Here is a 24,637-nt window from a genome sequence, read left to right on the forward strand (position 1 = left end):
AAGGTCTTGGCGAAGGCGATCCAGGCGTCGGCGTCGAGCGCGGTGGCGTCGACGGCGGCCGTCACGCCCTCGCGCGGCAGGTCCGGCATGCGGTTCATGCCGAGCGCGCCGCGCACGGCCCGCACCGGTTCGCCTCGAGTGGCGTCGAGCACGTAGGTGGCGGCCACCGGGCCGAGCTTGAGTTCGGCCTGCTCCAGCGCGCGGCCCTCCTCGGGCGGCAGCGGCGCGAGCGTGAAGCCGAACGGCATCGGCGTGCCGGCCGGCTTGGTGAAGGGCGCCGGGAAGTCCAGCGCGAGCCCGGTCAGGTCCGAGGAGGCGGTGATCTCGGGCAGGCCGCCCTTGGCGCCGCGCACCGCCAGCCGGTACGGCGCGTCGCCCACCACGCGGCCCAGCAGCGCGGCGGCCGGCCCGTGCAGGTTGAGCCCGCGGGCCGAGTCGACGGCGATCCGGCCGTCCACGTCGAAGGCATAACCGTCGTTGCGCCGGAACCGGCCGTTGGCGTGCACCGCGCCGCCGAGCAGGCGCGCCGAGAGCCGGTCCAGCTCGGCGCTCTGCTGGGTGAAGCGCACCGTGCCGCGCAACTGCGAGAGCGGCGGCAGGCCGTCCGATTCCAGCGTGTTGCCGCCGAACGCGAGCGCGCCCTCGACCAGCGTATGCGGGTGCTTGACGTGCTGCGGGATGGTCAGCTTCAGCGCCAGCGAGGCCGGGCCCTGCGCGCGCAGCTTCTCGCCGACATGGCCCGACAGGCCGCCCAGCGCGCTGTGGTTCGTATAGTCGATCAGGTCGGCCAGCGGGCCGTGCGCGCGGCCCTCGATCAGCAGCGGCGACTCGGCCGGGTGGCCGAGGTCGTCGATGCGCCCGATCACCTTGCTCAGCTGCACGCCCTTGTAGTGGGCGCGCGGGATGTCGAAGCGCAGCTTGTTGTTGCGCAGCTCGAACACGCCGTCGATGCCGTCCAGCGCCGGCCAGACGCTGGGCGTGCCGTTGGCGAGCTTGCGCGGCGGCTGCGGGGTCGGCTCGAAGCGCCCGCCGGTGAACGGCGCGACGATGTGGAACACGCCGTCGTTCGGCGCGTATTCGTAGGGGAAGGTCTCGAGCGGGCCCTGGGCGATGATGGTCGCGCCCTTCGAGACCACGCCCGCCTGCAGCGCGTGGCCGAGATACTGGTGCAGGTGCTCGGACATGCTGGTCGGCAGGTAGCGCACGATGCGCGGGATCGCCGCGCGGCCGAAATCGGCCTTCAGGTCGAGCGTGCCGCGGCCGTGGCCGGGATTCGAATAGCCGCCGCTGACGGTGATCTCGGCATCGGGATTCTCGACGTAGAGCAGCGGCAGCTTGACGTCGACGCGCGGGCGCCGCTCGCCCGGCGCGGCGGCCGAGGCGATGGTCCAGGAGGTCTGCGCGCGCAGGCGGTCGAAGGACAGGCGCGGGTCCTCGAACACCCCGGGCACGGTGACGGCCGCCTTGACCGTGTCGATGCTGGCGCTGCCGCCGCGCTCGTTCGCGTCGACATGGCCCCAGACGTTCTCGAAGCCGGGAATCCCGGCGCGCGGATGGCCGCGCGGCGACAGCCCCGGCCCCGGTTCCTGGGCCTCGACGCTGATCCCCTGCAGGTCGCCCGTCAGGCGATAGCGCACGATCGGCGCGGCATGGGCGGTCTCGTCGCCGGCCAGCTCGGCCTTGCCCGGCGCGGCGCGCTCGGCCTCCATCACGTAGTTGGCGATCAGGCCGCGCGGGTCGACCCGCACCAGCTCGTTGCGAAAGCGCGCCGGCAGCGGCAGGCCGCGGATGAATTCGGCCAGGATCCCCAGGTCGACGCGGTCGCCGGCCACCTGGATCAGCTGGCCGTGGCTGGCGTCGGGCACGCGGTAGCGCGCCGTCAGGGTCGCGAAGGACAGCGCGCGCGACAGCGGCGTGCCGTCGTCGAGCGGCGGCTGGCCCAGCTCGGCGTGCAGGTTCGAGAGCTTCAGCGTGTAGTCGCGGCCCGGCGCCAGCGCGAGATCCCAGCCGAAGCCGGCCACCGGGATGTCCAGGCGCGGCTGGGTCGGGCGCACCCGCAGCGCGACGTCGGCGCCGCTCAGGCTGCCGTGCGCGTCGAACAGCCGGCCGTCGCGAAAGCCGATCCAGATGGTGTTGTCGATGCGTCCGGCATAGGCCTTGAGCGGCAGCGGCGCGTAGCGCGCCAGGGTCGGCAGGTCGACCGGGCCGGTCGAGACGTAGGCATCGCCGGTCCAGTTGGCGGGCCGGCCGATCGCGGCCAGCGGCTTGTGGGTGAAGCGCGCGCGGAAATCGAGCGGGCCGGCCAGCAGGGTGCCGTTGGCGGGCGCCTGCAGCGCCAGGCGGTGCACCAGGCCGTCGTTGAGCACCGCCAGGCGGATCCCGGTCAGCGTCAGCTCGGGCGCGTCGCGCTCGGCGTCGCGCCAGCGCAGCGTGCCCTCGCGCAGCACGATCGCCTGCTGGCGCAGCAGCCAGGTGCTGAAGGCGTCGTTGCCGCCCTTGCGGGTGGTCGGCACGTCCACCCCGGCGATGCTCAGCGTGCCGTCGCGCCGGCGCGCGATCAGCAGGTCCGGCGCGTCCACCACCAGGCTGGAGAGCGTCGGCGAGAGCCGCACCAGCGAGCGCCAGGAGATCGCGGCGGTGGCATGCGGGATGGTCAGGGCGGTGATGCCGTCCTTGCCGCGGATGCTCAGGGCGGTGACGTCGACGCCGGGCTGCATGCCGGACCAGTGCGGCGCCAGGCGGGCGATCCGGACTTCGGCGTGGAGCTTGTCGGAAACGAAGGATTCGATGCGGGGCCGCAGCTTGTCGACCTGCGGCAGCAGCGCATAGCGCAGGCCCAGGTAGCTGCCGGCGGCCACGAAGTAGAGCGTCGCGCCGCCGATCAGGACGACGCGGAACACGCGGCGCAGCACCGGATGATCGTGCTTGGGAGGTCCGGCTTCTTGACTGCTGGCGGCGGATTCCTGACGGTCGGGCATGCGGCGGACGGGCGGCGATGTGGTAGCGTTGCGGACTGACGCTGAAATGTAACACAGGGGTTTGCCGACGCGCCCATTTGGCCGGCTTGCGGGCTGGCGTAGGCGCGAGTCGGCGGCGGTTTCGCGAAGCAGGCTGCCGGGCGCGGCGCGTGCCGCCGAAGCCGTCGCGGCCGGCGACGCTTCACGCCTGCCGCGTCCCGCGGGGCAGCGTGAAGCCCGCCGGGAACCTTGCCGTGAAGCCCCTGCCGTTAAGCCCTTGCTGCGAGGCACCGAAGCTGCCGCGGCCCTGCAGTGGCCTTGCCGTTACGTGTTACTGCCGGCATTTTTCGCGCGCCTGTCGCGCCCCGACCGCCTTCCCATCGCGCCGCCGCCATGACCGACGCCACCACCCCGAGCAGCACTGCCTATTCCCGTTACCTGGCGCGCGCGGTCGCCGCGCGCCCCGAGCTGGCCGCGCGGATCGCCGCCTGGGCCGCCGCGCCGATCACGCGCGCGGCGATCGACGCCCGCCTGGACGAGCTGCTCGGCCAGCCCGAGGGCGCGGCCGCGCCGATCGGCGAGGAGCCCTTGCGCCGCGCCCTGCGGCAGTTGCGCATCGAGGTATTCGGCGCGGTGGCCGAGCGCGACCTGGCCGGCACGGCCGACGTCGCCGAGGTGACCGGCGCCATGACCGACCTGGCCGAGGCCACCATCCAGCGTTCGCTGGCGGTGCTCTCGACCGAGCTCGAGGCGCTCTACGGCGAGCCGCGCGGGCCCGGGGGCGAGCGCCTGACGCTCGGCGTGGTCGGCATGGGCAAGCTGGGCGGGCGCGAACTGAACGTCTCCTCCGACATCGACCTGATCTTCGTCTACGAGGACGACGGCGAGACCGCCGGCGGCACGCGCGCGGCCCTGGCCACTCAGGAATACTTCACGCGGCTGGGCCGGCGCCTGATCGGCGTGCTGTCCGACACCACCGCCGACGGCTACGTGTTCCGCGTCGACATGCGGCTGCGCCCGAACGGCGATTCCGGCCCGCTGGTGTGCAGCCTCGGCATGCTGGAGGAATATTTCTACGTGCAGGGGCGCGAGTGGGAGCGTTATGCCTGGATCAAGGGGCGGCTGGTGTCCGAGCCCGGCAGCGAGTCGGCGCGGCGCCTGGCCGGGCAGCTCGACGCGATCGTCAAGCCCTTCGTCTACCGGCGCTATCTCGACTTCGGGGTGATCGGCGCGATCCGCTCGCTGCACCGCCAGATCCGCCAGGAGGCGCAGCGTCGCGCCTCGATGCGCCCCGACAAGGCCGACGACATCAAGCTCGGGCGCGGCGGGATCCGCGAGATCGAGTTCAGCGCGCAGGTGTTCCAGCTGATCCGCGGCGGCCAGGACGCCGATTTCCGGGTGCGCCCGACGCTGGCCGTGCTGCAGCATGCGAGCGCGCGCGGCCTGATCGCGGCCGAGGTGGCCGAGCGCTTCGCCGAGGCCTATCGCTTCCTGCGCGTGATCGAGCACCGCCTGCAGTACCGCAACGACGCGCAGACCCACGCGATGCCGGTCGAGGCCGAGGATCGCGCGGCGCTGGCCGCCTCGCTCGGTTTCGCCGACTACGCCGCGCTGCTCGCCGAGCTGGACCGGCACCGCGGCTTCGTCGAGGCGCAGTTCGACCAGATCTTCTCGAACCGGCTGGCGGGCGATCCCTGCGGCAACGGCAATGGCGAGGAGGGCGCGGCGGCCTGGATCTGGAGCGGCGCGCTGGCCGACGACGGCGAGGACGAGGCGCTGAACGCGCGCCTGGCCGGCCTCGGCTTCGTCGATCCGGACGCGGTGCTGGCGCGGCTGCGCGGCGTGTGGCGCTCCTCGCGCTACGCGGGCCTGCCCGAAAGCAGCCGGCAGCGCTTCGACCGCGTCGCGCAGCGCGCGCTCGACGCCGCCTCGGGCATCGACGCCGCGCATCGCGACGACACCGTGATCCGCTTCTTCGACCTGCTGGAGACGGTCGGTCGGCGCGGCGCCTACCTGGCGCTGCTCACCGAGTACCCGGCCGCGCTCGATCGCGTGCTGTCGGTGCTGGGCGCGACGCGCTGGGGCGGCGGCTACCTGATCCGCCATCCGCAGTTGCTCGACGAGCTGCTCGACGACGAGGCGATCGCCAGCCCGTTCGACTGGCCGGCCTTCAAGGACGCGCTGCGCGCGCGGCTGGCCGCGGCCGACGGCATGGAGCAGCAGATGGACCTGCTGCGCCACGCGCAGCACGCCGAGGTGTTCCGGATCCTCCTGATCGACCTGGCCGGCAAGCTGTCGGTGGAGCACGTCAGCGACCGGCTCTCGGAGCTGGCCGACGCGGTGCTCGACGTCACGCTCGAGGTGGTCTGGTCGCAGCTCGCCAAGCGGCACATCGAGCGGCCACGCTTCGCGGTGATCGCCTACGGCAAGCTCGGCGGCAAGGAGCTCGGCTACGCCTCCGATCTCGACGTGATCTTCCTCTACGACGATCCCGACGAGCGCGCCGCCGACATCTACACCACCTACACGCGCCGCCTGATCACCTGGCTGACCACGGCCACCGGCGCGGGCGCGCTGTTCGACCTCGACCTGCGGCTGCGGCCGAACGGCGAGGCGGGCCTGCTGGTCACCGACCTCGACGCGTTCCGCCGCTACCAGTTGCGCGAGGGCGACGGCGCCAACACGGCCTGGGTCTGGGAGCACCAGGCGCTCACGCGGGCCCGCTTCAGCGCCGGCGACGCGCAAATCGGCGCGGCCTTCGAGGCGATCCGCGAGCAGGTGCTGACCACGCCGCGCGAGGGCGAGATGCTGGCGCGCGAGATCGTCGGCATGCGCGACAAGGTGGCGGCCGGCCATCCGAACCATACCGAGCTGTTCGACCTGAAGCACGACCGCGGCGGGATGGTCGACATCGAGTTCATCGTGCAGTACTGGGTGCTGCTGCACGCGGCGCGCGATCCCGAGCTGATCCGCAATACCGGCAACATCGCGCTGCTGCGCGAGGTGGCGCGCTTCGGGCTGATGGACGACACCGAGGCGGAGACGGTCGGCGCGGCCTACCGGCTCTATCGCAAGCGCCAGCACCAGTTGCGGCTCGACGGGATGGAGAAGGCGCGCGTGCCGGGCGAGACCGTCGCGGCCGAGCGGGCCGCCGTGGCGGCGCTGTGGGAGCGCGTGTTCGGCTGCGTGAGGCCGGCCGAGCCGCAGTGAGCGCGGCCGGCTGAAGGCCGGCGGGCGGGAAACATCGGGCCTCGCGCGGGGATCGGCGCGAGGCCCGGTTCGTCTGGCCAGATGGGCCCGCTGCCGGCCGGCGCGGCCGCTGGCGGGCGCAAAAGGCCGGTGATACGATGCGGCGACCTTCTCCCGATCCAGAATTCAAAATGAAAAAGGCGATCCTGGTTTATGTGGACCACAACAGCCAGATGGTCGAGGAGTTCTTCTGGCTCTACAAGAGCCTGATCCATACGCGCTCGCTGGACGGCGGCGCGCTGATCGTGGTCTGTCATCCCGAGGTGGTCGGCCATCTGCCGGCCGATCCGCGCCTGGTCGTGATACCCGCGCTGCCTCATGCTCGAACGCATGCCGAGTGGGCCGGCTATCCCTACATCAATTCGGTCGCCAACCTGTGCGCGCCGGAGGTGCTCGATGCCTGCGCCGGCTTCGACCTGGTGCTCAAGACCGACTGCGATACCTTCGTCACGCCGGCCTTCGCGAGCTTCGTGCCGAGCGGCCTGTGCTTCGGGTTCGGCGCCTATGCCTACGAGGATTCGGTGCGCCGCAAGCTGGTCGAGTGCAGCGCGCGCTGGGGCTTTCCGCATGCGGGCCTGCACAACGTCGGCGCCTCGGTGTACGGCCCGTCGGAGATGGTGCGGCACTTCCTGGTGGCGCAGATGGATTACTGCCGGCGGCTGTTGGCCGAGGAGTTTGCCGAGCACGAGGGGCAGTGGCCGGGCTGGTGCAAGAACGTGCTGACCATGTACGCCGGCGAGCTGGCCTTGCGGCAGACCTACCCGCAGCGCTGCTCGATCGGCCTGCTCGACCATTTCCCGCACGCGACGCGGCGCCTGGGCGGGGACGTGCTGCACATCCATGCCTGGCATATCGAGGAATATTTCTCGAAGCACGCGTTTCGCGCCGGCGAGTACGACGGCATCGACCCGGCCACCATCGATCGCGGCAGCCTCGGCGGCTATTGCCACTGGCTCGCGCGCGCCGGGCTCGACGAGATCGAGCCGATCGCGGCGCGGCCGGCCTGAGCGGGGGAAGCGCCCCGAGCCGCCGCCGGCGGGTGCCGGCCAGGATCACGGGAGTTGCCGCGGTGCCTGGGCGGGGGCGGTCGTCACAGCACGCCTGACAGCGGCGGGCGCCCGCGCGACGCGGGACAGGCCGGCCTCAGGCGGCCAGCATTTCCTTGGCGTGCTTGCGCGTGGTGGCCGTGATCTCGAGCCCGCCGAGCATGCGCGCGACTTCCTCGACGCGGCTCGCGCGATCGAGCGGGGTGACCGAGGACACGGTGCCGCCGCCCGGGCCCTGCGCCTTCGCGACCTGGAAGTGATGGTCGCCGCGCGCGGCCACCTGCGGCAGGTGGGTGACGCACAGCACCTGGCGGTCCCGGCCGAGCTGGTGCAGCAGGCGGCCGACCACCTCGGCCACGCCGCCGCCGATGCCGGTATCCACTTCGTCGAAGATCAGCGTGGGCGTGAGGCTGGCCGCGCTGGCGATCACCGCCAGTGCCAGGCTGATGCGCGCCAGCTCGCCGCCCGAGGCGACCTTCGCCAGCGGGCGCAGCGGCACGCCCGGGTGGCCGGCGACGCGGAACTCGATCTGCTCGAGCCCGTGCGCGCCGCCCTCGGCCAGCGGCAGCAGGCCGACCTCGAAGCTGCCGCCCGCCATCGACAGTTCCTGCATGGCGGCCGTCACCGCGCCGCCCAGCGCGTCGGCGGCCTGGGCGCGCGCCTCCGACAGCGTGCGCGCATCGGCCAGGTAGGCCTGCCGGGCGCGCTCGGCGGTTTCCTGCAGCGCCGACAGGTCGGCTGCCGCGTCGAGCGCGGCGAGCTGCTCGCGGCGCGCCGCGTGTTCGTCGTGCAGCGTCTCCGGCGGCAGGCGGAACTTGCGCGCGGCCGTGTGCAGCGCATCCAGCCGCGCCTCCACCTGGGCCAGGCGCTCGGGATCGAGTTCGAGCCGCTGCGCGTAATGCGACAGCGAATAGGAGGCTTCGCGCAGCTGGATCTCGGCCGGGTCGAGCGAGGCCAGCACGTCGTTGAGCGTCGGGTCGATCGCGGCCAGCTGGCGGACCTTCGAGATGATCGCGCCCAGCTGGGTCAGCATCGCCTCGTCCGATTCGGAGATCGCCAGCAGGGTGCCCTGCACGCCGTCGATCAGGCTCGCCGAATGCGTCAGGCGCTGGTGCTCGGCGTTCACCTCGTCCCATTCGCCGGGCTGCGGCGCCAGCTTGTCGAGCTCGGCCAGTTGCCAGGCCAGCTTCTCGCGTTCGAGCTGCAGCTCGCGCTCGTGTGTCTGGGCCACCTCGATATGGTGCAGCGCGTCGCGCCAGGCGCGCCAGCCGCGCGCCACCACGGCCGCGTCGGCGCTCAGGCCGGCATGCGTGTCGAACAGCTCGCGCTGCGCGTCGGGCCGCATCAGCAACTGGTGGGCATGCTGGCCATGCACGTCGACCAGCATCTCGCCGAGCTCGCGCAGTTGCGAGAGCGTCGCGCTGGTGCCGTTGATGAAGGCGCGCGAGCGGCCGTTGGCGTCGATCACGCGGCGCAGCATGACGCTGTCCTCGGCCTCGAAGGCATGCGCGTCGAGCCATTGCGCGACGCGGTCGTGCGGCGTGAATTCGGCGGACAGGTCGGCGCGCTGGCAGCCGGTGCGCACCACGCTGGCGTCGCCGCGCTCGCCGAGCGCCAGCGCCAGGGCGTCGATCAGGATCGATTTGCCGGCGCCGGTCTCGCCGGAGAACACGGTGAAGCCGCTGTCGAATTCGATGTCGAGCGCGGCGACGATGACGAAGTCGCGTATCGAGAGATGGCGAAGCATGATGGAGGGCGCCGCCGCGTCAGGATTCGGGATCGTCGTCGTGCGACGGATGCTCGTTCCAGTGCAGCTTCTTGCGCAGCGTGGTGTAGTAGCTGTAGCCGACCGGGTGCAGGAACGGCACGGTGTGGCGCGAGCGGCGCACCTCGATGGTGTCGTTCAGTTGCAGCGCGGTAAACGACTGCATGTCGAAATTCACGTTGACGTCGCGCCCGCCGATGATCTGGATCCCGACCTTGACGTCGTCGGGCAGCACGATCGGCCGGTTCGACAACGCGTGCGGGGCGATCGGCACCAGCACGATGCCCTGCAGTTGCGGATGCAGGATCGGGCCGGCCGAGGACAGCGCATAGGCCGTCGAGCCGGTCGGGGTGGCGACGATCAGGCCGTCCGAGCGCTGGTTGTACATGAAGCGGCCGTCCACCGAGACGCGCAGCTCGGCCATCCCGGAGAAGCCGCTGCGGTTCACCACCACGTCGTTGAAGGCCAGCGCGTGATAGATCGGCTCGCCGTTGCGCACGATGCGCGCCTCCAGCAGGGTGCGCTCCTCGCGCTCGAAGCTGCCGGCCAGCATCAGCGGCACCAGCTCGAGCATCTCCGAGGCGGAAATGTCGGTGATGAAGCCGAGCCGGCCGTGGTTGATGCCGATCAGCGGGGTCTTGTAGGGGGCGAGCTGGCGGCCGATGCCAAGCATCGTGCCGTCGCCGCCGAGCACGATCGCGACGTCGGCGCGCGCGCCGATTTCGGTGGGGGTCAGCGCCGGATGGCCGGTGATGCCGTATTCTGTCGCCGTGGCGGCCTCGAACACGACCTCGAGCCCGCGCTGCGCGATGGCGGCGGCGAGCGCGGCGAGCGGTTCGGCGATGCCGGGCGTATTGCTGCGCCCGACGAGCGCGACGGTCTGGAACTGGTTGCCGGTAGTCATGGCGGCATTACACCATAGCTGGATGACGAAAAGGAACCGTCCGGGAGGCCAGGCATGGCCTGGTGCCGGAACGCTCGCGGGCGCCGCCCGCTTAGGCTAGAATTTTCGATCATGTTAGATCCCCGCGCCCGAACCCTCCTCAAGACCCTGATCGAACGGTATATCGCCGACGGTCAGCCGGTCGGCTCGCGCACTCTGTCGCGGTATTCCGGCCTCGAACTGAGCCCGGCCACCATCCGCAACGTGATGTCGGACCTCGAGGAGCTCGGCCTGGTGTCGAGCCCGCATACCTCGGCGGGGCGGATTCCCACCCCGCGCGGCTACCGCCTGTTCGTCGACACCATGCTGACGGTGGAGTCGCCGATCGACGACGCGGCCGTCACGCGCCTGGTGCAGACCACCCTGCAGGCCGGCGAGCCGCAGCAAAAGGTGGTGGCCGCGGCCGCCAGCGTGCTGTCCAACCTGTCCCAGTTCGCCGGCGTGGTGCTCACGCCGCGCCGCAGCCATGTGTTCAAGCAGGTCGAGTTCATGCGGCTATCCGACAAGCGGATCCTGCTGATCATCGTCACCCCCGAGGGCGACGTGCAGAACCGCATGATGGCGACCCAGCGCGACTACTCCCCGTCCCAGCTGACCGAGGCCTCGAACTACATCAACGCGAACTTCGCGGGGCTGTCCTTCGACGAGGTGCGGCGCCGGCTGCGCGAGGAGATCGACACTCTGCGCGACGACATGACGGCGCTGATGCACGCGGCCGTCACGGCCAGCACCGAGACGTCCGACGACGAGGACACGGTGCTGATCTCCGGCGAGCGCAAGCTGCTGGAGGTGGCCGACCTGTCCTCCGACATGGCGCGGCTGCGCAAGCTGTTCGACGTGTTCGACCAGAAGACCAGCCTGCTGCAGCTGCTCGACGTGTCCAGCCATGCCCAGGGCGTGCAGATCTTCATCGGCGGGGAGTCGACCCTGGTGCCGATCGACGAAATGAGCGTGGTGACCGCGCCCTACGAGGTGAACGGCCAGATCGTCGGCACGCTCGGCGTGATCGGGCCGACCCGGATGGCCTACAACCGGGTGATCCCGATCGTCGACATCACCGCGCGCCTGCTGTCGCTGACCTTGAGCGGCAACCAGTAGGGCCGCCGGCCGGGCCGATCGAGCCCGGCTATTGCCCTCATCGGCGCGGCGGGCATTCGGCCGCGAGGCGGCCGCGGCGGGCGCCCTCGTTATAATGGGGGCCGTTCGATCCGGTGCCCATGCACATCCCCGTTCATGCGTTTTGATCTCGAACCCCCTTCGCAGCAGGCCGCAGCGCATCGCACGGCGGTCCTGCTGATCAATCTCGGCACGCCCGACGAGCCGACTGCGGGCGCGGTGCGCCGCTATCTCGCGCAATTCCTGTCCGACCCGCGCGTGGTCGAAATCCCGGCCCTGGCCTGGCAGCCGATCCTGCGCGGCCTGATCCTGCCGTTCCGCTCGCGCGCCTCCGCCAAGAAATACGCCACGGTCTGGATGCCGGAAGGCTCGCCGCTGCGCGTGCACACCGAGCGCCAGGTCGAGGGGCTGCGGCCGCTGTTTGCCGCCAACGGCTACCAGGTGCTGGTCGACTACGCGATGCGCTACGGCACGCCCGACATCGGCACGGTGCTCGGGCAGTTGAAGCGTCTGGGCGTCGAGCGCGTGCTGCTGATGCCGCTCTATCCGCAATACTCGGCCTCGACCACGGCCACCGCCTTCGATGCCGCCTTCGCCGCGCTGGCCCGCATGCGCAACCAGCCGGAGATCCGCACGGTGCGGCACTACGCCGACCACCCGGCCTATATCCATGCGCTGGCCGAGCAGGTGCGGCACTACTGGGCCGAGCATGGCAGCCCCGATTTCGCGGCCGGCGACAAGCTGGTGCTGAGCTTCCACGGCGTGCCCAAGCGCACGCTCGACCTGGGCGATCCCTACCACGACCAATGCCAGCAAACCGCCGCGCTGTTGATGGCCGAGCTGGGGCTGGGGCCGCTCGAATGCCGGGTGACCTTCCAGTCGCGCTTCGGCAAGGCCGAGTGGCTGCAGCCCTATACCGCGCCCACCCTGCGCGAGCTGGGCGCGGCCGGCGTGAAGCGGGCCGACGTGTTCTGCCCCGGCTTCACCTCGGATTGCCTGGAAACCATCGAGGAGATCGGCATGGAGGTGCGCGACGAGTTCCTGCACGGCGGCGGCGGGAGCTTCCACCGGATTCCCTGCCTGAACGCCTCGCCCGCCTGGGTTTCGGCGCTGGGCCAGATCGTCGCGGAAAACCTGCAGGGCTGGCCGGTGCGCGTGGCCGTGCCCGCGGAGACGGCCGCATGAGCGTCACGAAACGGGATTAAGCTGATGAATTACCGGATTTCGACCGAACCCGGCGCCAAGCTGCGCATCGACAAGTGGCTGTGGGCCGCGCGCTTCTTCAAGACGCGCTCGCTGGCGGCCGATGCCGTCGAGAAGGGGCGGGTGCGGATCGGCGGGGCGACGGTCAAGCCCTCGAAGGACGTGCGGGTGGGCGACCGCGTGGAAATCACCATCGAGACCGTGGTCTGGGAGCTCGACGTGCTCGGCATCTGCGACACGCGCGGGCCGGCCAGCATCGCCCAGACGCTGTATGCGGAAACCGCGGAAGGGCGGGCGAAACGGCTTGCCGAACTCGAGCGGCGGCGGCATTATCGCGAGCCGGCCGCCGAGCTGCATGGCCGGCCGACCAAGCGCGATCGCCGCATCATCGACAAACTTTCGGGTGAACGCTGAAGATCTGCTCGAAGGTGGCGCGCGCGCTGCCGTATTCGGTGGTGCGGTCGGTGACGGCGCCCGACAGGCAGATGGTGGTGGTGCCGGCCACGAGTACCAGCGCGACCACCGATATGGCAAAGGTCAGTTTCACGGTACTCCCCTGGGGAACGAGGCCGGCATGAGCCGAGGGCGGTGGATGGCGGCCGGGGCGGGTTTCGCGCCGATCGTCAGGCAGCGGAAAGTCTGACGATAGCTCAGGGTTAACCTGCGTTCGGGCAGCCTGATGGCAGTGTAGTGCAGCGCCCGAAGCCGATCCAGTGGGGCCGCGGTAACGGTTGTTACCGGCAGTTTCGGCGCCACGGCGCGACAGCCCGCCACGATTGGCCGCGCGGGCGGCGCCCAAGCCCGATGCCGGGCCGATCCGCGGCTCGACGCCGCACCCCTGGCCGAAAGACCCTCTTGAAGTTGTTGTCTTCGGCCCCAACTACGTCGCCGTTGTCCGGCGATGCGTGCCGCGTGCCCGTCACGCGGCGCGTATCGTCGATCCGGCTTTCATCATTCAATTCGATTTCAGCGACATGGAAAACACGCAAGAGAATCCGGCTGGTCAACCGGCCGACGAGACCGGCCGCGACGCAACGGCTGCCCAGGCACCGGCCGGCGACGCGCCGCAGGCAGCGGCCGCCGACGCCGCGCTCGCCGAAGCGCAAGCCAAGGTCGCCGAGCTGCAGGAGAGCTTCCTGCGGGCGAAGGCCGAGACCGAGAACGTGCGCCGCCGCGCGCAGGACGACGTCGCCAAGGCGCACAAGTTCGCCATCGAGGGCTTCGCCGAGCACCTGCTGCCGGTGATCGACAGCCTGGAAGCCGCCGTCGGTGACAAGTCGGACGACGTCGCCAAGATCCGCGAAGGCGTCGAGCTGACGCTGCGCCAGCTGCAGAGCGCGCTCGAGAAGGGCCGCGTCAACGTGATCGACCCGGTCGGCGCGAAATTCGATCCGCATCAGCACCAGGCGATTTCGATGGTGCCGGCCGAGCAGGAGCCGAATACCGTCGTCAGCGTGCTGCAGAAGGGTTACACGATCGCCGAGCGCGTGCTGCGTCCGGCGCTCGTGACGGTCGCGCAGCCGAAGTAAGGCGCCGGCCGGGCGCCGCGCCCGCCGCCTCCTGTCCACGGCCCTCCGGCATCCCGGCGGGCCGCGTGCATGATGGCCGCCGCGGGCCGCGCCGGGAAAGCATCAGGCAAGCATCGAGCAAAGCATCGAGTCGGGGGTGTCAATACGGGGTTCGATCCGGGGTCTTGCGCCCATGGGCATCGACCACCGTCCTCTGGCCGGCCGCCGCCGGCGATTGAAAAAATTGAATGGCCGCATCGCTTTCGGGGTCTTGAAAACGGCGCGGTCGCACCTATTTCGTGTGCAGAGTCGAATTCGGCGCGGCAAACCGGGCAAAAACGGCCCGAAAGCCGCAGCAAACAGCATTTCTGGAGATTACGAAAAATGGGAAAGATCATCGGTATTGACCTCGGCACCACGAACTCGTGCGTGGCCGTGATGGAAGGCAACCAGGTCAAGGTCATCGAGAACTCGGAAGGTACCCGCACCACGCCGTCGATCATCGCGTACATGGACGACAACGAAGTGCTGGTCGGCGCGCCGGCCAAGCGTCAGTCGGTGACCAACCCGCGCAACACGCTGTTCGCGGTGAAGCGCCTGATCGGCCGCCGCTTCGAAGAGAAGGAAGTGCAGAAGGACATCGGCCTGATGCCCTACAAGATCATCAAGGCCGACAACGGCGACGCCTGGGTCGAGGCGCACGACGAGAAGCTGGCGCCGCCGCAGGTGTCGGCCGAAGTGCTGCGCAAGATGAAGAAGACCGCCGAGGACTACCTCGGCGAGCCGGTCACGGAAGCCGTGATCACGGTGCCGGCCTACTTCAACGACAGCCAGCGCCAGGCCACCAAGGACGCGGGCCGCATCGCCGGCCTCGAGGTCAAGCGCATCATCAACGAGCCGACCGCGGCCGCGCTGGCCTTCGGCCTGGACAAGGCCGAGAAGGGCGACCGCAAGATCGCCGTGTACGACCTCGGCGGCGGCACCTTCGACGTGTCGATCATCGAGATCGCCGACGTGGACGGCGAGATGCAGTTCGAAGTGCTGTCGACCAACGGCGACACCTTCCTCGGCGGCGAGGACTTCGACCAGCGCATCATCGACTACATCATCGGCGAGTTCAAGAAGGAGCAGGGCGTCGACCTGTCGAAGGACGTGCTCGCGCTGCAACGCCTGAAGGAAGCCGCGGAAAAGGCCAAGATCGAGCTGTCCTCGAGCCAGCAGACCGAGATCAACCTGCCGTACATCACGGCCGATGCCTCGGGCCCGAAGCACTTGAACCTGAAGATCACGCGCGCCAAGCTGGAAGCGCTGGTCGAGGAACTGGTCGAGCGCACCATCGAGCCGTGCCGCACCGCCATCAAGGATGCCGGCGTGAAGGTCTCGGACATCGACGACGTGATCCTGGTCGGCGGCCAGACCCGCATGCCGAAGGTGCAGGACAAGGTCAAGGAGTTCTTCGGCAAGGAACCGCGCCGTGACGTGAACCCGGACGAAGCCGTCGCCGTGGGCGCCGCGATCCAGGGCCAGGTGCTGTCGGGCGACCGCAAGGACGTGCTGCTGCTCGACGTGACCCCGCTGTCGCTCGGCATCGAGACGCTCGGCGGCGTGATGACCAAGATGATCAACAAGAACACCACGATCCCGACCAAGCACGCCCAGGTCTATTCGACCGCGGACGACAACCAGGGCGCGGTGACCATCAAGGTGTTCCAGGGCGAGCGCGAGATGGCGGCCGGCAACAAGCTGCTCGGCGAGTTCAACCTGGAAGGCATCCCGCCGGCACCGCGCGGCGTGCCGCAGATCGAGGTGAGCTTCGACATCGACGCGAACGGCATCCTGCACGTCGGCGCGAAGGACAAGGCGACCGGCAAGGAAAACAAGATCACCATCAAGGCGAACTCGGGCCTGTCGGACGCCGAGATCGACCAGATGATCAAGGACGCCGAGGCGAACGCCGCGGAAGACCAGAAGCTGCGTGAGCGTGCCGATGCGCGCAACCAGGGCGACGCGCTGGTCCACAGCACCAAGAAGGCGGTGGCCGAGTACGGCGACAAGCTCGACGCGGGCGAGAAGGAGAAGATCGAGGCCGCGCTCAAGGAGCTGGAAGACGTGCTGAAGGACAGCTCGGCCGAGAAGGCGACGATCGACGCGAAGGTGGAAGCGCTGTCGCAGGCCTCGCAGAAGCTCGGCGAAAAGATGTACGCCGACATGCAGGCCCAGCAGGCAGGCGCCGCCGCCGGTGCCGGCGCGGCCGAGGGTGCCCAGGCGGGTGCCGCGAACGCCGCCGACGACGTGGTCGACGCGGACTTCAAGGAAGTGAAGAAGGACTGAGTCGGGCCGCGGTCGTGCCGCGCGGCACGGCCGCTACCGATTCGGTCCGTTACTGCCGGACGGACCGGATCACCCTGCGCCTGGCGGGCCTCGCGGCCCTCCGGGCACATTTGTTTTATGGCGGGGCGGCGCGCGAGCGCCGTTCCACGGTCGCAAGACTTTACTGGAAGCGAGAGGAGCCGCCCGTGCCGAGCGCGTGGCGGCATTGAACCGATATGGCGAAACGGGATTACTACGAGGTTCTGGGCGTCGCGAAGAATGCGAGCGACGACGAAATCAAGAAGGCATATCGCAAGCTCGCGATGAAGTACCACCCGGACCGCAATCCGGACAGCAAGGATGCGGAAGAGCATTTCAAGGAGGTGAAGGAAGCCTATGAAATGCTCTCGGACGAGCAGAAGCGAGCCGCCTACGACCAGTACGGTCACGCGGGCGTCGATCCGAACATGGGCGGTGCCGGCGCGCAGGGTTTCGGCGGTTTCGCCGATGCCTTCGGCGACATCTTCGGCGACATCTTCGGCCAGGCCGCCGGCGGCGCGGCCCGCGGCGGCCGGGGCGGCCCGCAGGTGTATCGCGGCGCCGACCTGCGCTACAGCATGGAGATCACGCTGGAGCAGGCCGCGCACGGCTACGACACGCAGATCCGCGTGCCGAGCTGGGTCTCCTGCGAGATCTGCCACGGCAGCGGCGCCAAGCCGGGCACCAAGCCCGACACCTGCCCGACCTGTCACGGCCAGGGCACGGTGCGCATGTCGCAGGGCTTCTTCAGCATCCAGCAGACCTGCCCGAAGTGCCATGGCACCGGCACCTACATCCCCGAGCCCTGCGTGCACTGCCACGGCTCGGGCAAGGTGAAGGAAACCAAGACGCTCGAGGTCAAGATCCCGGCCGGGATCGACGACGGCATGCGGATCCGCTCGTCCGGCAACGGCGAGCCCGGCATCAACGGCGGGCCCTCCGGCGATCTCTACGTCGAGATCCACATCAAGCAGCACTCGGTGTTCGAGCGCGACGGCGACGACCTGCACTGCCAGATGCCGATCCCGTTCACCACCGCGGCGCTGGGCGGCGAGATCGAGGTGCCGACGCTGGCCGGCCGCGCCTCGTTCACGGTGCCGGAAGGCACGCAGTCGGGCAAGACCTTCCGCTTGCGCGGCAAGGGCATCAAGGGTCTGCGCTCGAGCATCGCCGGCGATCTCTACGTGCATGTGCAGATCGAGACGCCGGTCAAGCTGACCGACGGACAGCGCGATCTGCTGCGTCAGTTCGAGCAGTCGCTGGCCGAGGGCGGCGGGCGCCACAGCCCGCAGAGCAAGAGCTGGTTCGATCGCGTGAAGAGCTTCTTCGAGTGACGACAGCGGTGCCGGCAACATGATGGACGTGCAGGAGGGCGCGCCGTTCGCGCTCCTCGACGATTGCGACTCGACCGCGGCTGCGCGGTCGAGTCGTTTGTACATGGGCTTCTCGCACGAGCGCGTGTGCACCGATCCGGCGCGGCTCGATGCCTGCTGCGCGGCGGTGGCCGAGGATCTCGCGCGCGGCCTGCATGTGGTGGTGCTCGGCGACTACGAGTTCGGCCGCAATCTCGAACGCGGCCAGGCCGGCGACGCGCCGCTGCGCTTCCTGCTGTTCTCCACGCTCACGCGACTGTCGCGCGACGAGGCCGATGCCTGGCTCGCCGCGCGCGACGGCGCGGCGGCCGAGCCTTCGCCGGCCGGCATCGCGCGCCTGCGCAAGAGCGTCACGCGCGCCGAGTTCGATGCGGCGATCGACGCGATCCACGTCGCGCTGCGCGCCGGCGATTCCTACCAGGTCAACTACACCTATCGGCTCGGCTTCGACGCCTGGGGCTCGCCGACGGCGCTGTATCGGCGGCTGCGCGCGCGCCAGGCGGTGCGCTACGGCGCGCTGGTCGCGCTGCCGGGCGGGCGCTGGATCCTGTCCTGCTCGCCCGAGCTGTTCGTCGAGAAGCAGGGCACGCGGCTGCGCACGCGGCCGATGAAGGGCACCGCGCCGCGCTTGGCCGACCCGGCCGCCGATGCGCACGCGGCCGCATTCCTGGCCGGCGACGCGAAGAATCGTGCCGAGAACCTGATGATCGTCGACCTGCTGCGCAACGACGTCTCGCGCGTGGCGCGTACCGGTTCGGTGCGCGTGCCGGCGTTGTTCACGGTCGAGCCTTATGCCTCGGTCTGGCAGATGACCTCGACCGTCGAGGCCGAGGCGCGGCCCGAGGCGGGTTTCGCCGATCTGCTGCGCGCGCTGTTCCCCTGCGGCTCGATCACGGGCGCGCCCAAGCACAGCACCATGGCGCTGATCGACGCGATCGAATCGACGCCGCGCGGGCTCTACACGGGCATGCTGGGCTGGCTCGACGCGGCGCCGGCGGGCGCTTGCGGCGACTTCTGCCTGGCGGTCACGATCCGCACGCTGACGCTCGAGGCGCCGAGCGTCGATGGATATCGCGCCGGTACAATGGGCGTCGGCGCGGGCATCGTGCTCGACAGCCGTGCCCCTGGCGAATACGCGGAGTGCGAATTGAAGGCCCGTTTCCTGACCGACGCCGATCCCGGCCTGCAACTGTTCGAAACCCTGTACGCGACGCGTGCCGAGGGCGTGCGCCATCTCGATCGCCATCTCGCGCGGCTGGGCGGCAGCGCCGAGGCGCTCGGCTTTGTCTTCGACGCGGCCGCGATCGAGCAGCAGGTCCGCGCGCGCGTCGACGGCTTCGACGCCGACGGCCCGCATCGCCTGCGCGCGGCGCTCTCGAGGGACGGCTCGCTCGAACTGACATCGGCGCCGCTCGCGCCGCTGGCGGCCCCGGTGATCGAGGTGCTGCTGGCATCCGAGCACGGTTTCGCGCCGACCGCCTCCTCGGACCCGCTGCTCGCGCACAAGAGCACGCGCCGCGCCGAATACGATCGCGCCTGGCGCGAGGCCGAGGCGGCCGGTGCCTTCGACATGCTGTTCGTCAACGAGCGCGGCGAGCTGACCGAGGGCGGCCGCAGCAACGTCTTCGTGAAACTCGACGGCCGCTGGTTCACGCCGCCGCTGGCCAGCGGCCTGCTGCCGGGCGTGATGCGCGGCGCGCTGCTGGCGGACCCGGCGCTCGGCGCGAGCGAGCGCGTCCTGAGGCCGGACGAGCTGGCGCGCGCCGATGGCCTGCTGATCTGCAATGCCTTGCGCGGTGCGGTCGAGGCGAGCTTGCGCCGGATCTGAACGCGCGGCGCGGCGCGCCGACTGGTCAACGAAAAAGCGCGGCACCTTTCGAGGTGCCGCGCTTTTTTATCGCCGTCGTGCCGACCGGCGGAGAACTCAGAACGAGTGCTCGGGCCCGGGGAAGCTGCCGTCCTTGACGGCGCGCACATAGGCCTCGACGGCCGCCAGGATGCTCGGCTGGCCGTGCATGAAATCCTTCACGAAGCGCGGGCGCTTGCCGGGGAAGATGCCCAGCATGTCGTGCAGCACCAGCACCTGGCCCGAGCAGTTGAGACCGGCGCCGATGCCGATGGTCGGCGTGCTGACGAGTTCGGTCAGCTCCGAGGCCACCAGGGTCGGCACCGCCTCGAGCACGATCAGCTGCGCGCCGGCCTGCTCCAGCGCCTTGGCGTCGCGCAGCAGCTGGGCCGCGCCCGCCTCGGTCTTGCCCTGCACCTTGAAGCCGCCGAAGGCATGCACCGATTGCGGCGTGAGCCCCAGGTGCGGACAGACCGGCACCGCGCGCTCGACCAGGAAGCGCACCGTCTCGGCCAGCCATTCGCCGCCCTCCAGCTTGACCATCTGCGCGCCGGCGCGCATCAGCTTGACCGAGCTCTCGAAGGCCTGCTCGGGCGTGCCGTAGGTGCCGAACGGCAGGTCGGCGACGATCAGCGCGCGCGGCTGGGCGCGCGCCACGCAGGCCGTGTGATAGGCGATCTCGTCGAGCGTGACGGGCAGGGTGGTGGTCTGGCCTTGCAGCACGTTGCCGAGCGAATCGCCGATCAGCAGCGCGTCGACGCCGGCGCGATCGAGCAGCGAGGCGAAGCTCGCGTCGTAGCAGGTCAGCATCGCGATCTTCTCGCCGGCCGCGCGCATCTGCTGCAGCTTGGGCACGGTGATGGCCGCGCGGCTCGATTCCTGGAGATAGGTCATGGGGAGATCCGGTTCGTGAGGAAAGACAGGCGGCGCGACGACGCTGGTCAGCGGTCGGCGCCGCCCTTGACGAAGGATTCCTTGCGGCCGCGCATGGTCTCGATGCGCGTCATCAGCAGTGCAAGGTCGTCCGGCGAGTCGAGCGGATTCAGGTGTTCCGCGGCGACGGTGAGGACCGGCGTGCGGTCGTAGTGATAGAAGAATTCGTTGTAGGCGTCGCACAGTGAGCGCAGGTAGGCGTCGCCGATCTGCAGCTCCATCGCGATGCCGCGCTTCTGGATGCGCGCGTAGAGCACCTCGGGGCTGGCCTGCAGGTAGACCACTAGGTCCGGCGCCGGGGCCGGTACGTCGACGCGCTCGGCCAGCGCGCGATAGAGCTGCCATTCGTCGTCGCCCAGCGTCAGGCGCGCGAAGATCTCGTTCTTCTGCGGCATGTAGTCGGCGACGATCGCCAGGCCCGCCGCCTGGGCGGCCGCCAGCTCCTGCGCCTGCTGCGCGCGCTGCAGCGCGAACGACAACTGCGCGGGCAGCGCGTAGCGCGCGCCCTCGCGATAGAAGCGTTCCAGGAAGGGATTGTCCTGCGGCCGCTCGAGCAGGGGGCGCATCGCCCAGCGTTCGGCGATCAATGCCGCCAGCGAGGTCTTGCCCACCCCGATCGGCCCCTCGATCGCGATGTAGCGATGCGGCGGGCGCGGGTCGGGCGGCGTGACGGTCAGCGGAGTGGCGTTCATCGGCAGCGGCTTTTGTCGTTCGCGGCCTTCATCGCCATCAGGCACTGGCAGGTCTGCACCTTCTCGATGCGCTGGTCGGCCACCGCGGTCAGGAAGGCCTGCGCGTGGCCGTGGATCGGGATCGCCAGCGCCGGGTCGAGCTCGACCAGCGGCACCAGCACGAAGGCGCGCCCGGTCAGGCGCGGATGCGGCACCACCAGGTCGGGTTCGTCGATGGTGTGATCGCCGTACAGCAGGATGTCGATGTCGAGCGTGCGCGGCGCGTTGTGGAACGGCCGCTCGCGGCCGAAGTGGTGCTCGATCTGCTGACAGAGCTTGAGCAATTCGCGGGCCGCCAGACGCGTCTCGATCTTGACCGCGCAGTTGTAGTAGTCGTCACCGCCGGCGTCGATCGGCGCCGTCCGGTACAGGCTCGATTTGCCGAGCACGGTGACCGCGCATTGCTGCGCGAGGCAGACCACCGCATCCTTCAATGTCTGGCGCGCATCGCCGAGATTCGCGCCGAGGCCGAGATAAGCAAGCGTCATGGCATCCACTTCCTGCGTCGTCCGACGGCTCAGTCGTCCGCATCCGGCGCTTCGGCCGGCTGCTGCGCCGCGCCGCCGTCTTCCGGACGGCGGTTGCGCACGCCGCCGCGGCGGCGGCGCTTGCGGGGCCCGGCGGCCCCCGGTACTCCAGGCGCCTTGTCGCGCGAGGTGCCCTGGGTGAGCAGCGTCTCGCGTGCCGCGGCATCGCCGTCGATGAAATCCGTCCACCACTGCGCCACCGATTCGTCCAGTTCGCCGGACTCGCAGCGCAGCAGGAGGAAATCATACCCCGCTCTAAATCTTTGGTGTTCCAGCAGCCGGATCGCGCTGCGGCCCGAGCGTTTCTCGAGGCGCAGTTGCAGGCCCCAGATCTCGCGCATGTCGGCCGAGTAGCGCTTGTGGATCGCCAGCTTCTCGGTCTGCATCTCCAGCACGTCGTCCATCGCGCGCTGCAGGGCCGGCACCGGGAATTCGCCGTTGGCGACGTACTGGTTCCAGCGCTGGCGCATGTCGTGCCAGAGCAGGGTCGCGAACAAAAAGCCCGGCGACACCGACTTGCCGGCGCGCACGCGCGCGTCGGTATTGTTCAGCGCCAGCGTGATGAACTTCTCGCCCTGGGGCTGTTCGAGCACCACGTCGAGCAGCGGCAGCAGCCCGTGGTGCAGGCCTTCGCCGCGCAACTGCTTCAGGCAGGCCAGCGCGTGGCCCGAGAGCAGCAGCTTGAGCATCTCGTCGAACAGGCGCGCGGCCGGCACGTTGTTGATCAGGTCGGCCAGCGGCTTGATCGGATCGCGCGTATGCGGCTCGATGTCGAAGCCGAGCTTGGCCGCGAAGCGCACCACGCGCAGCATGCGCACCGGATCCTCGCGGTAGCGCGTGGCCGGGTCTCCGATCATGCGCAACAAGCGTGCGCGCATGTCGGCCATGCCGTCGTGGTAGTCGAGCACGGTCTGCGTCGCGGGGTCGTAATACATCGCGTTGATCGTGAAGTCGCGGCGCGCCGCGTCCTCGTGCTGCTCGCCCCAGACGTTGTCGCGCAGCACGCGGCCGCTGGCGTCCACCGCGTGGGTGCGCCGGTCCAGCTCGTCGCGCTTCATGCGGCGCGGCGGCGGCGCGTCGGCGGGCGGTGCCTCGGCCGGCGCGTCGACCAGAGCGCGGAAGGTCGAGACCTCGATCAGCTCCTGGCCGAACTGCACGTGCACGATCTGGAAGCGCCGCCCGATCAGGCGCGCGCGGCGGAACAGGCGCTGCACCTCGGTCGGGGTGGCGTCGGTGGCGACGTCGAAATCCTTGGGCGCGATGCCGAACAGCAGGTCGCGTACCGCGCCGCCGACGATGAAGGCGCGGAAACCCGCCTGCTGCAGCGTGTCGGTCACGCGGACCGCGTTGCGCGAGATCAGCGAGGGATCGATGCCGTGCACGGCGGCCGGCACGATGGTGGGGTCGGTGCGCCGCTCGGCCACTTTCGCGGCGTCGCGCGCGGCCTGCTTCTGCGCGTTCGCTTTTTTCGCGGCGGCGGTGGCCGGCGCGCGCGGGGCGGCGCGTTCGGACGGCGCGGCCTCGGCGGGGGCGGAATCGTCGCGGGCGGCGCTATCGTCCTGCCCGAGCAGCTTGCGGATGAGTTTCTTGATCACGAAGGTTGGAATAGATCGAGGATGCGCCAGCCCTGCTCGCGGGCATGCGTGCGCAGCGTGTCGTCGGGGTTGGTCGCGACCGGGTCGGTGACTTTCGCGAGCAGCGGGATGTCGTTGTGCGAGTCGCTGTAGAAGTAGCTGCGCTCGAAATCGGCCAGGCTCTTGCCGAGCGAGGCGAGCCAGGCCTCGGTGCGCGCGATCTTGCCCTCGCGGAAGCTCGGCACGCCGGTGGCGCGGCCGGTGAGGTCGGAGGCCGGATGGCCGTCGACCGTCTCGACCTCGCAGGCGATCAGGGTCTCGACGCCGAAGGCATCGGCGATCGGGCGCGTCACGAAGGCGTTGGTGGCGGTGACGATGCAGCAGAGATCGCCCGCCTCGCGATGCCGGCGCACCAGCTCGAGCGCGGCCGGCAGCATCGCCGGGCGGATCACTTCCTGCATGTACTGCTCGTGCCAGGCGTCGAGCTGCGCGCGCGGATGCCTGGCCAGCGGCGCCAGCGCGGCCGCCAGGTAGGCGTGGATGTCGAGCGTGCCGGCCTTGTAGTCGGCGTAGAAACGGTCGTTCTGACGCTTGAAGCTTTCCGCGTCGACGAGACCGAGCTTGATCATGAAGCGACCCCATTCGTGGTCGCTGTCGGTCGGGATCAAGGTGTGATCGAGGTCAAAGAGTGCCAGATTTGTCATGGAGGGGCATTTTACTTGAAGCTACTTGATCTGGCCGGAACCGCCCGCCTCGCGCTCCAGCGTGGCCAGCAGCGTGCGCAGCAGCGGCAGCGTGACGGCGCGTTTCTGTTCGAGCGAGAAGCGGTCGAGCGCGTCGAGCAGGGCCATCAGGCTCGGCATGTCGCGCCGGTAGTGCGTGAGCAGGTAGGCGGGCACGTCGTCGGCGATGGCGATGCCGCGGTCGCGCGCGGCGCGCTTGAAGACCGCCGCCTTGTCGGCGTCGGACAGCGGCGCGAGATGGAACACCAGGCCCCAGCCCAGGCGCGTGCGCAGGTCCTCGCGCACGTCGAGCGCGAGCGGCGCGGCCGGCCCCGCGCCGACGAAGGCGCTGGACGGGTGGGCGCGCACCTCGTTGAACAGGTTGAACAGGGCGATCTGCTGGTTGTCGCTCATCGCGTCGATGTCGTCGACGGCGTACAGCGAGACGCGCGGGTCGAAGGCGATCTCGCCGAGCGGGCTTTGCGGCGTCAGGTAGCGCGCGCTGCCGTAGGAGGTGTCGTAGACCAGCGCCTGCAGCAGGTGGCTGCGACCGCTGCCGGCCTCGCCCCAGACATAGAAGGAGCGGTCGGCCACCGGGCCCGCCGCGAGCGCGAGATCGAGCCGGCGCAGCCGCGAGACGAGCTCGTCGTTGGCCCCGATGGTGAAGTTCTCGAAGGTACGCGGCGGCGGGGTGCCGAGGTCGAGCGTCAGTTGACGGGTGGCGGTCACGATGCGGGGCGGTTGAGGTCGGGCTCGCGCCGTGCGGCGGCAGGCAGGGGGAAGCGATCGGGGCCG

General features: G+C 70.1%; 19 protein-coding genes. 9 read left to right on the forward strand and 10 right to left on the reverse strand.

Annotated elements, in window-relative coordinates; genetic code table 11:
* On the reverse strand, positions 1–2,978 hold a 2,978-nt coding region (locus tag F3J10_RS10580), incomplete at its 3' end, for a DUF3971 domain-containing protein (RefSeq protein ID WP_167242027.1).
* Positions 2,979–3,350: 372 nt separating this feature from the next.
* Here F3J10_RS10580 and glnE point away from each other — a divergent pair.
* Together glnE and F3J10_RS10590 are read left to right on the forward strand one after the other, a co-directional pair.
* Positions 3,351–6,167, forward strand: coding sequence for a bifunctional [glutamate--ammonia ligase]-adenylyl-L-tyrosine phosphorylase/[glutamate--ammonia-ligase] adenylyltransferase (glnE, locus tag F3J10_RS10585; protein ID WP_167242028.1), 2,817 nt, complete (start codon positions 3,351–3,353; stop codon positions 6,165–6,167).
* 170 nt (positions 6,168–6,337) lie between these two features.
* Entirely contained in the window at positions 6,338–7,213 is an 876-nt protein-coding gene (locus F3J10_RS10590) for a hypothetical protein (protein ID WP_167242029.1), read from the forward strand.
* Positions 7,214–7,349: 136 nt separating this feature from the next.
* Here F3J10_RS10590 and recN read toward each other — a convergent pair whose 3' ends face one another.
* Positions 7,350–8,999 carry a DNA repair protein RecN gene (recN, locus tag F3J10_RS10595; protein WP_025098494.1) on the reverse strand — a complete coding sequence of 550 codons (1,650 nt, stop codon included), beginning with the start codon at positions 8,997–8,999 and terminating at the stop codon, positions 7,350–7,352.
* A gap of 19 nt (positions 9,000–9,018) precedes the next feature.
* Complete coding sequence (locus tag F3J10_RS10600) at positions 9,019–9,921, reverse strand: NAD kinase (RefSeq protein ID WP_025098493.1); 903 nt, start codon at positions 9,919–9,921, stop codon at positions 9,019–9,021.
* 111 nt (positions 9,922–10,032) lie between these two features.
* On the opposite strand from F3J10_RS10600, the gene hrcA reads away from it, so the two are divergent.
* The 3 genes from hrcA to F3J10_RS10615 all read left to right on the forward strand — a co-directional run bounded on the left by hrcA (position 10,033) and on the right by F3J10_RS10615 (position 12,693).
* Positions 10,033–11,058 (forward strand): heat-inducible transcriptional repressor HrcA, encoded by a 1,026-nt coding sequence (gene hrcA, locus F3J10_RS10605; RefSeq protein WP_013696719.1) that lies wholly within the window; start codon positions 10,033–10,035, stop codon positions 11,056–11,058.
* A gap of 135 nt (positions 11,059–11,193) precedes the next feature.
* Positions 11,194–12,261, forward strand: a complete 1,068-nt coding sequence (hemH, locus tag F3J10_RS10610; protein WP_025098492.1) for a ferrochelatase — start codon at positions 11,194–11,196, stop codon at positions 12,259–12,261.
* 24 nt (positions 12,262–12,285) lie between these two features.
* Positions 12,286–12,693, forward strand: a complete 408-nt coding sequence (locus tag F3J10_RS10615) for an RNA-binding S4 domain-containing protein (protein WP_025098491.1) — start codon at positions 12,286–12,288, stop codon at positions 12,691–12,693.
* On the opposite strand, the gene F3J10_RS10620 is transcribed toward F3J10_RS10615, so the two are convergent.
* Positions 12,665–12,826, reverse strand: coding sequence for a hypothetical protein (locus F3J10_RS10620; RefSeq protein WP_013696722.1), 162 nt, complete (start codon positions 12,824–12,826; stop codon positions 12,665–12,667). The two genes, F3J10_RS10615 and F3J10_RS10620, sit on opposite strands and share 29 nt — an antisense overlap.
* Positions 12,827–13,253: 427 nt before the next feature.
* On the opposite strand from F3J10_RS10620, the gene grpE reads away from it, so the two are divergent.
* From grpE to pabB, 4 genes are all read left to right on the forward strand, one after another.
* On the forward strand, positions 13,254–13,808 hold the full coding sequence (grpE, locus tag F3J10_RS10625; protein ID WP_025098490.1) for a nucleotide exchange factor GrpE: 555 nt from the start codon (positions 13,254–13,256) through the stop codon (positions 13,806–13,808).
* Between the two features lie 363 nt (positions 13,809–14,171).
* A complete protein-coding gene (gene dnaK, locus F3J10_RS10630) occupies positions 14,172–16,118 on the forward strand; it encodes a molecular chaperone DnaK (protein ID WP_167233185.1) in 1,947 nt (648 codons plus the stop codon).
* Positions 16,119–16,333: 215 nt separating this feature from the next.
* Positions 16,334–17,470, forward strand: a complete 1,137-nt coding sequence (gene dnaJ, locus F3J10_RS10635) for a molecular chaperone DnaJ (protein ID WP_025098488.1) — start codon at positions 16,334–16,336, stop codon at positions 17,468–17,470.
* A 22-nt stretch (positions 17,471–17,492) separates the two neighbouring features.
* Entirely contained in the window at positions 17,493–19,337 is a 1,845-nt protein-coding gene (gene pabB / locus F3J10_RS10640; protein WP_167242048.1) for an aminodeoxychorismate synthase component I, read from the forward strand.
* 96 nt (positions 19,338–19,433) lie between these two features.
* On the opposite strand, the gene panB is transcribed toward pabB, so the two are convergent.
* Genes panB through hda form a run of 6 tightly spaced genes read right to left on the reverse strand, consistent with a single transcriptional unit; the run spans position 19,434 to position 24,571 of the window.
* Positions 19,434–20,249: a 3-methyl-2-oxobutanoate hydroxymethyltransferase gene (gene panB, locus F3J10_RS10645; RefSeq protein ID WP_167242030.1), complete on the reverse strand. Its 816-nt coding sequence runs from the start codon at positions 20,247–20,249 to the stop codon at positions 19,434–19,436.
* Between the two features lie 47 nt (positions 20,250–20,296).
* Positions 20,297–20,980: a deoxynucleoside kinase gene (locus F3J10_RS10650; RefSeq protein WP_013696728.1), complete on the reverse strand. Its 684-nt coding sequence runs from the start codon at positions 20,978–20,980 to the stop codon at positions 20,297–20,299.
* Entirely contained in the window at positions 20,977–21,507 is a 531-nt protein-coding gene (gene folK, locus F3J10_RS10655) for a 2-amino-4-hydroxy-6-hydroxymethyldihydropteridine diphosphokinase (protein ID WP_036029628.1), read from the reverse strand. Before folK ends, F3J10_RS10650 begins: the two co-directional genes overlap by 4 nt.
* A gap of 29 nt (positions 21,508–21,536) precedes the next feature.
* Positions 21,537–23,141 (reverse strand): polynucleotide adenylyltransferase PcnB, encoded by a 1,605-nt coding sequence (pcnB, locus tag F3J10_RS10660; protein WP_167242031.1) that lies wholly within the window; start codon positions 23,139–23,141, stop codon positions 21,537–21,539.
* Entirely contained in the window at positions 23,138–23,824 is a 687-nt protein-coding gene (locus F3J10_RS10665) for an HAD family hydrolase (RefSeq protein ID WP_036029622.1), read from the reverse strand. The genes pcnB and F3J10_RS10665 overlap by 4 nt, the downstream gene beginning before the upstream one ends.
* Before the next feature lie 21 nt (positions 23,825–23,845).
* Positions 23,846–24,571 (reverse strand): DnaA regulatory inactivator Hda, encoded by a 726-nt coding sequence (gene hda / locus F3J10_RS10670; RefSeq protein ID WP_025098483.1) that lies wholly within the window; start codon positions 24,569–24,571, stop codon positions 23,846–23,848.
* Positions 24,572–24,637: the final 66 nt, after the last annotated feature.

It is taken from the genome of Burkholderia sp. Cy-637, assembly GCF_011753175.1.
In the GTDB taxonomy this organism is placed as follows: Bacteria; Pseudomonadota; Gammaproteobacteria; order Burkholderiales; family Burkholderiaceae; genus Burkholderia; species Burkholderia gladioli.

Coding starts and splice junctions, on each gene's coding strand:
- glnE (WP_167242028.1), top strand. CDS start 3,351: ATGACCGACGCCACCACCCCGAGCAGCACTGCCTATTCCCGTTACCTG.
- F3J10_RS10590 (WP_167242029.1), top strand. CDS start 6,338: ATGAAAAAGGCGATCCTGGTTTATGTGGACCACAACAGCCAGATGGTC.
- recN (WP_025098494.1), bottom strand. CDS start 8,999: ATGCTTCGCCATCTCTCGATACGCGACTTCGTCATCGTCGCCGCGCTC.
- F3J10_RS10600 (WP_025098493.1), bottom strand. CDS start 9,921: ATGACTACCGGCAACCAGTTCCAGACCGTCGCGCTCGTCGGGCGCAGC.
- hrcA (WP_013696719.1), top strand. CDS start 10,033: ATGTTAGATCCCCGCGCCCGAACCCTCCTCAAGACCCTGATCGAACGG.
- hemH (WP_025098492.1), top strand. CDS start 11,194: ATGCGTTTTGATCTCGAACCCCCTTCGCAGCAGGCCGCAGCGCATCGC.
- F3J10_RS10615 (WP_025098491.1), top strand. CDS start 12,286: ATGAATTACCGGATTTCGACCGAACCCGGCGCCAAGCTGCGCATCGAC.
- grpE (WP_025098490.1), top strand. CDS start 13,254: ATGGAAAACACGCAAGAGAATCCGGCTGGTCAACCGGCCGACGAGACC.
- dnaK (WP_167233185.1), top strand. CDS start 14,172: ATGGGAAAGATCATCGGTATTGACCTCGGCACCACGAACTCGTGCGTG.
- dnaJ (WP_025098488.1), top strand. CDS start 16,334: ATGGCGAAACGGGATTACTACGAGGTTCTGGGCGTCGCGAAGAATGCG.
- pabB (WP_167242048.1), top strand. CDS start 17,493: ATGGACGTGCAGGAGGGCGCGCCGTTCGCGCTCCTCGACGATTGCGAC.
- panB (WP_167242030.1), bottom strand. CDS start 20,249: ATGACCTATCTCCAGGAATCGAGCCGCGCGGCCATCACCGTGCCCAAG.
- F3J10_RS10650 (WP_013696728.1), bottom strand. CDS start 20,980: ATGAACGCCACTCCGCTGACCGTCACGCCGCCCGACCCGCGCCCGCCG.
- folK (WP_036029628.1), bottom strand. CDS start 21,507: ATGACGCTTGCTTATCTCGGCCTCGGCGCGAATCTCGGCGATGCGCGC.
- F3J10_RS10665 (WP_036029622.1), bottom strand. CDS start 23,824: ATGACAAATCTGGCACTCTTTGACCTCGATCACACCTTGATCCCGACC.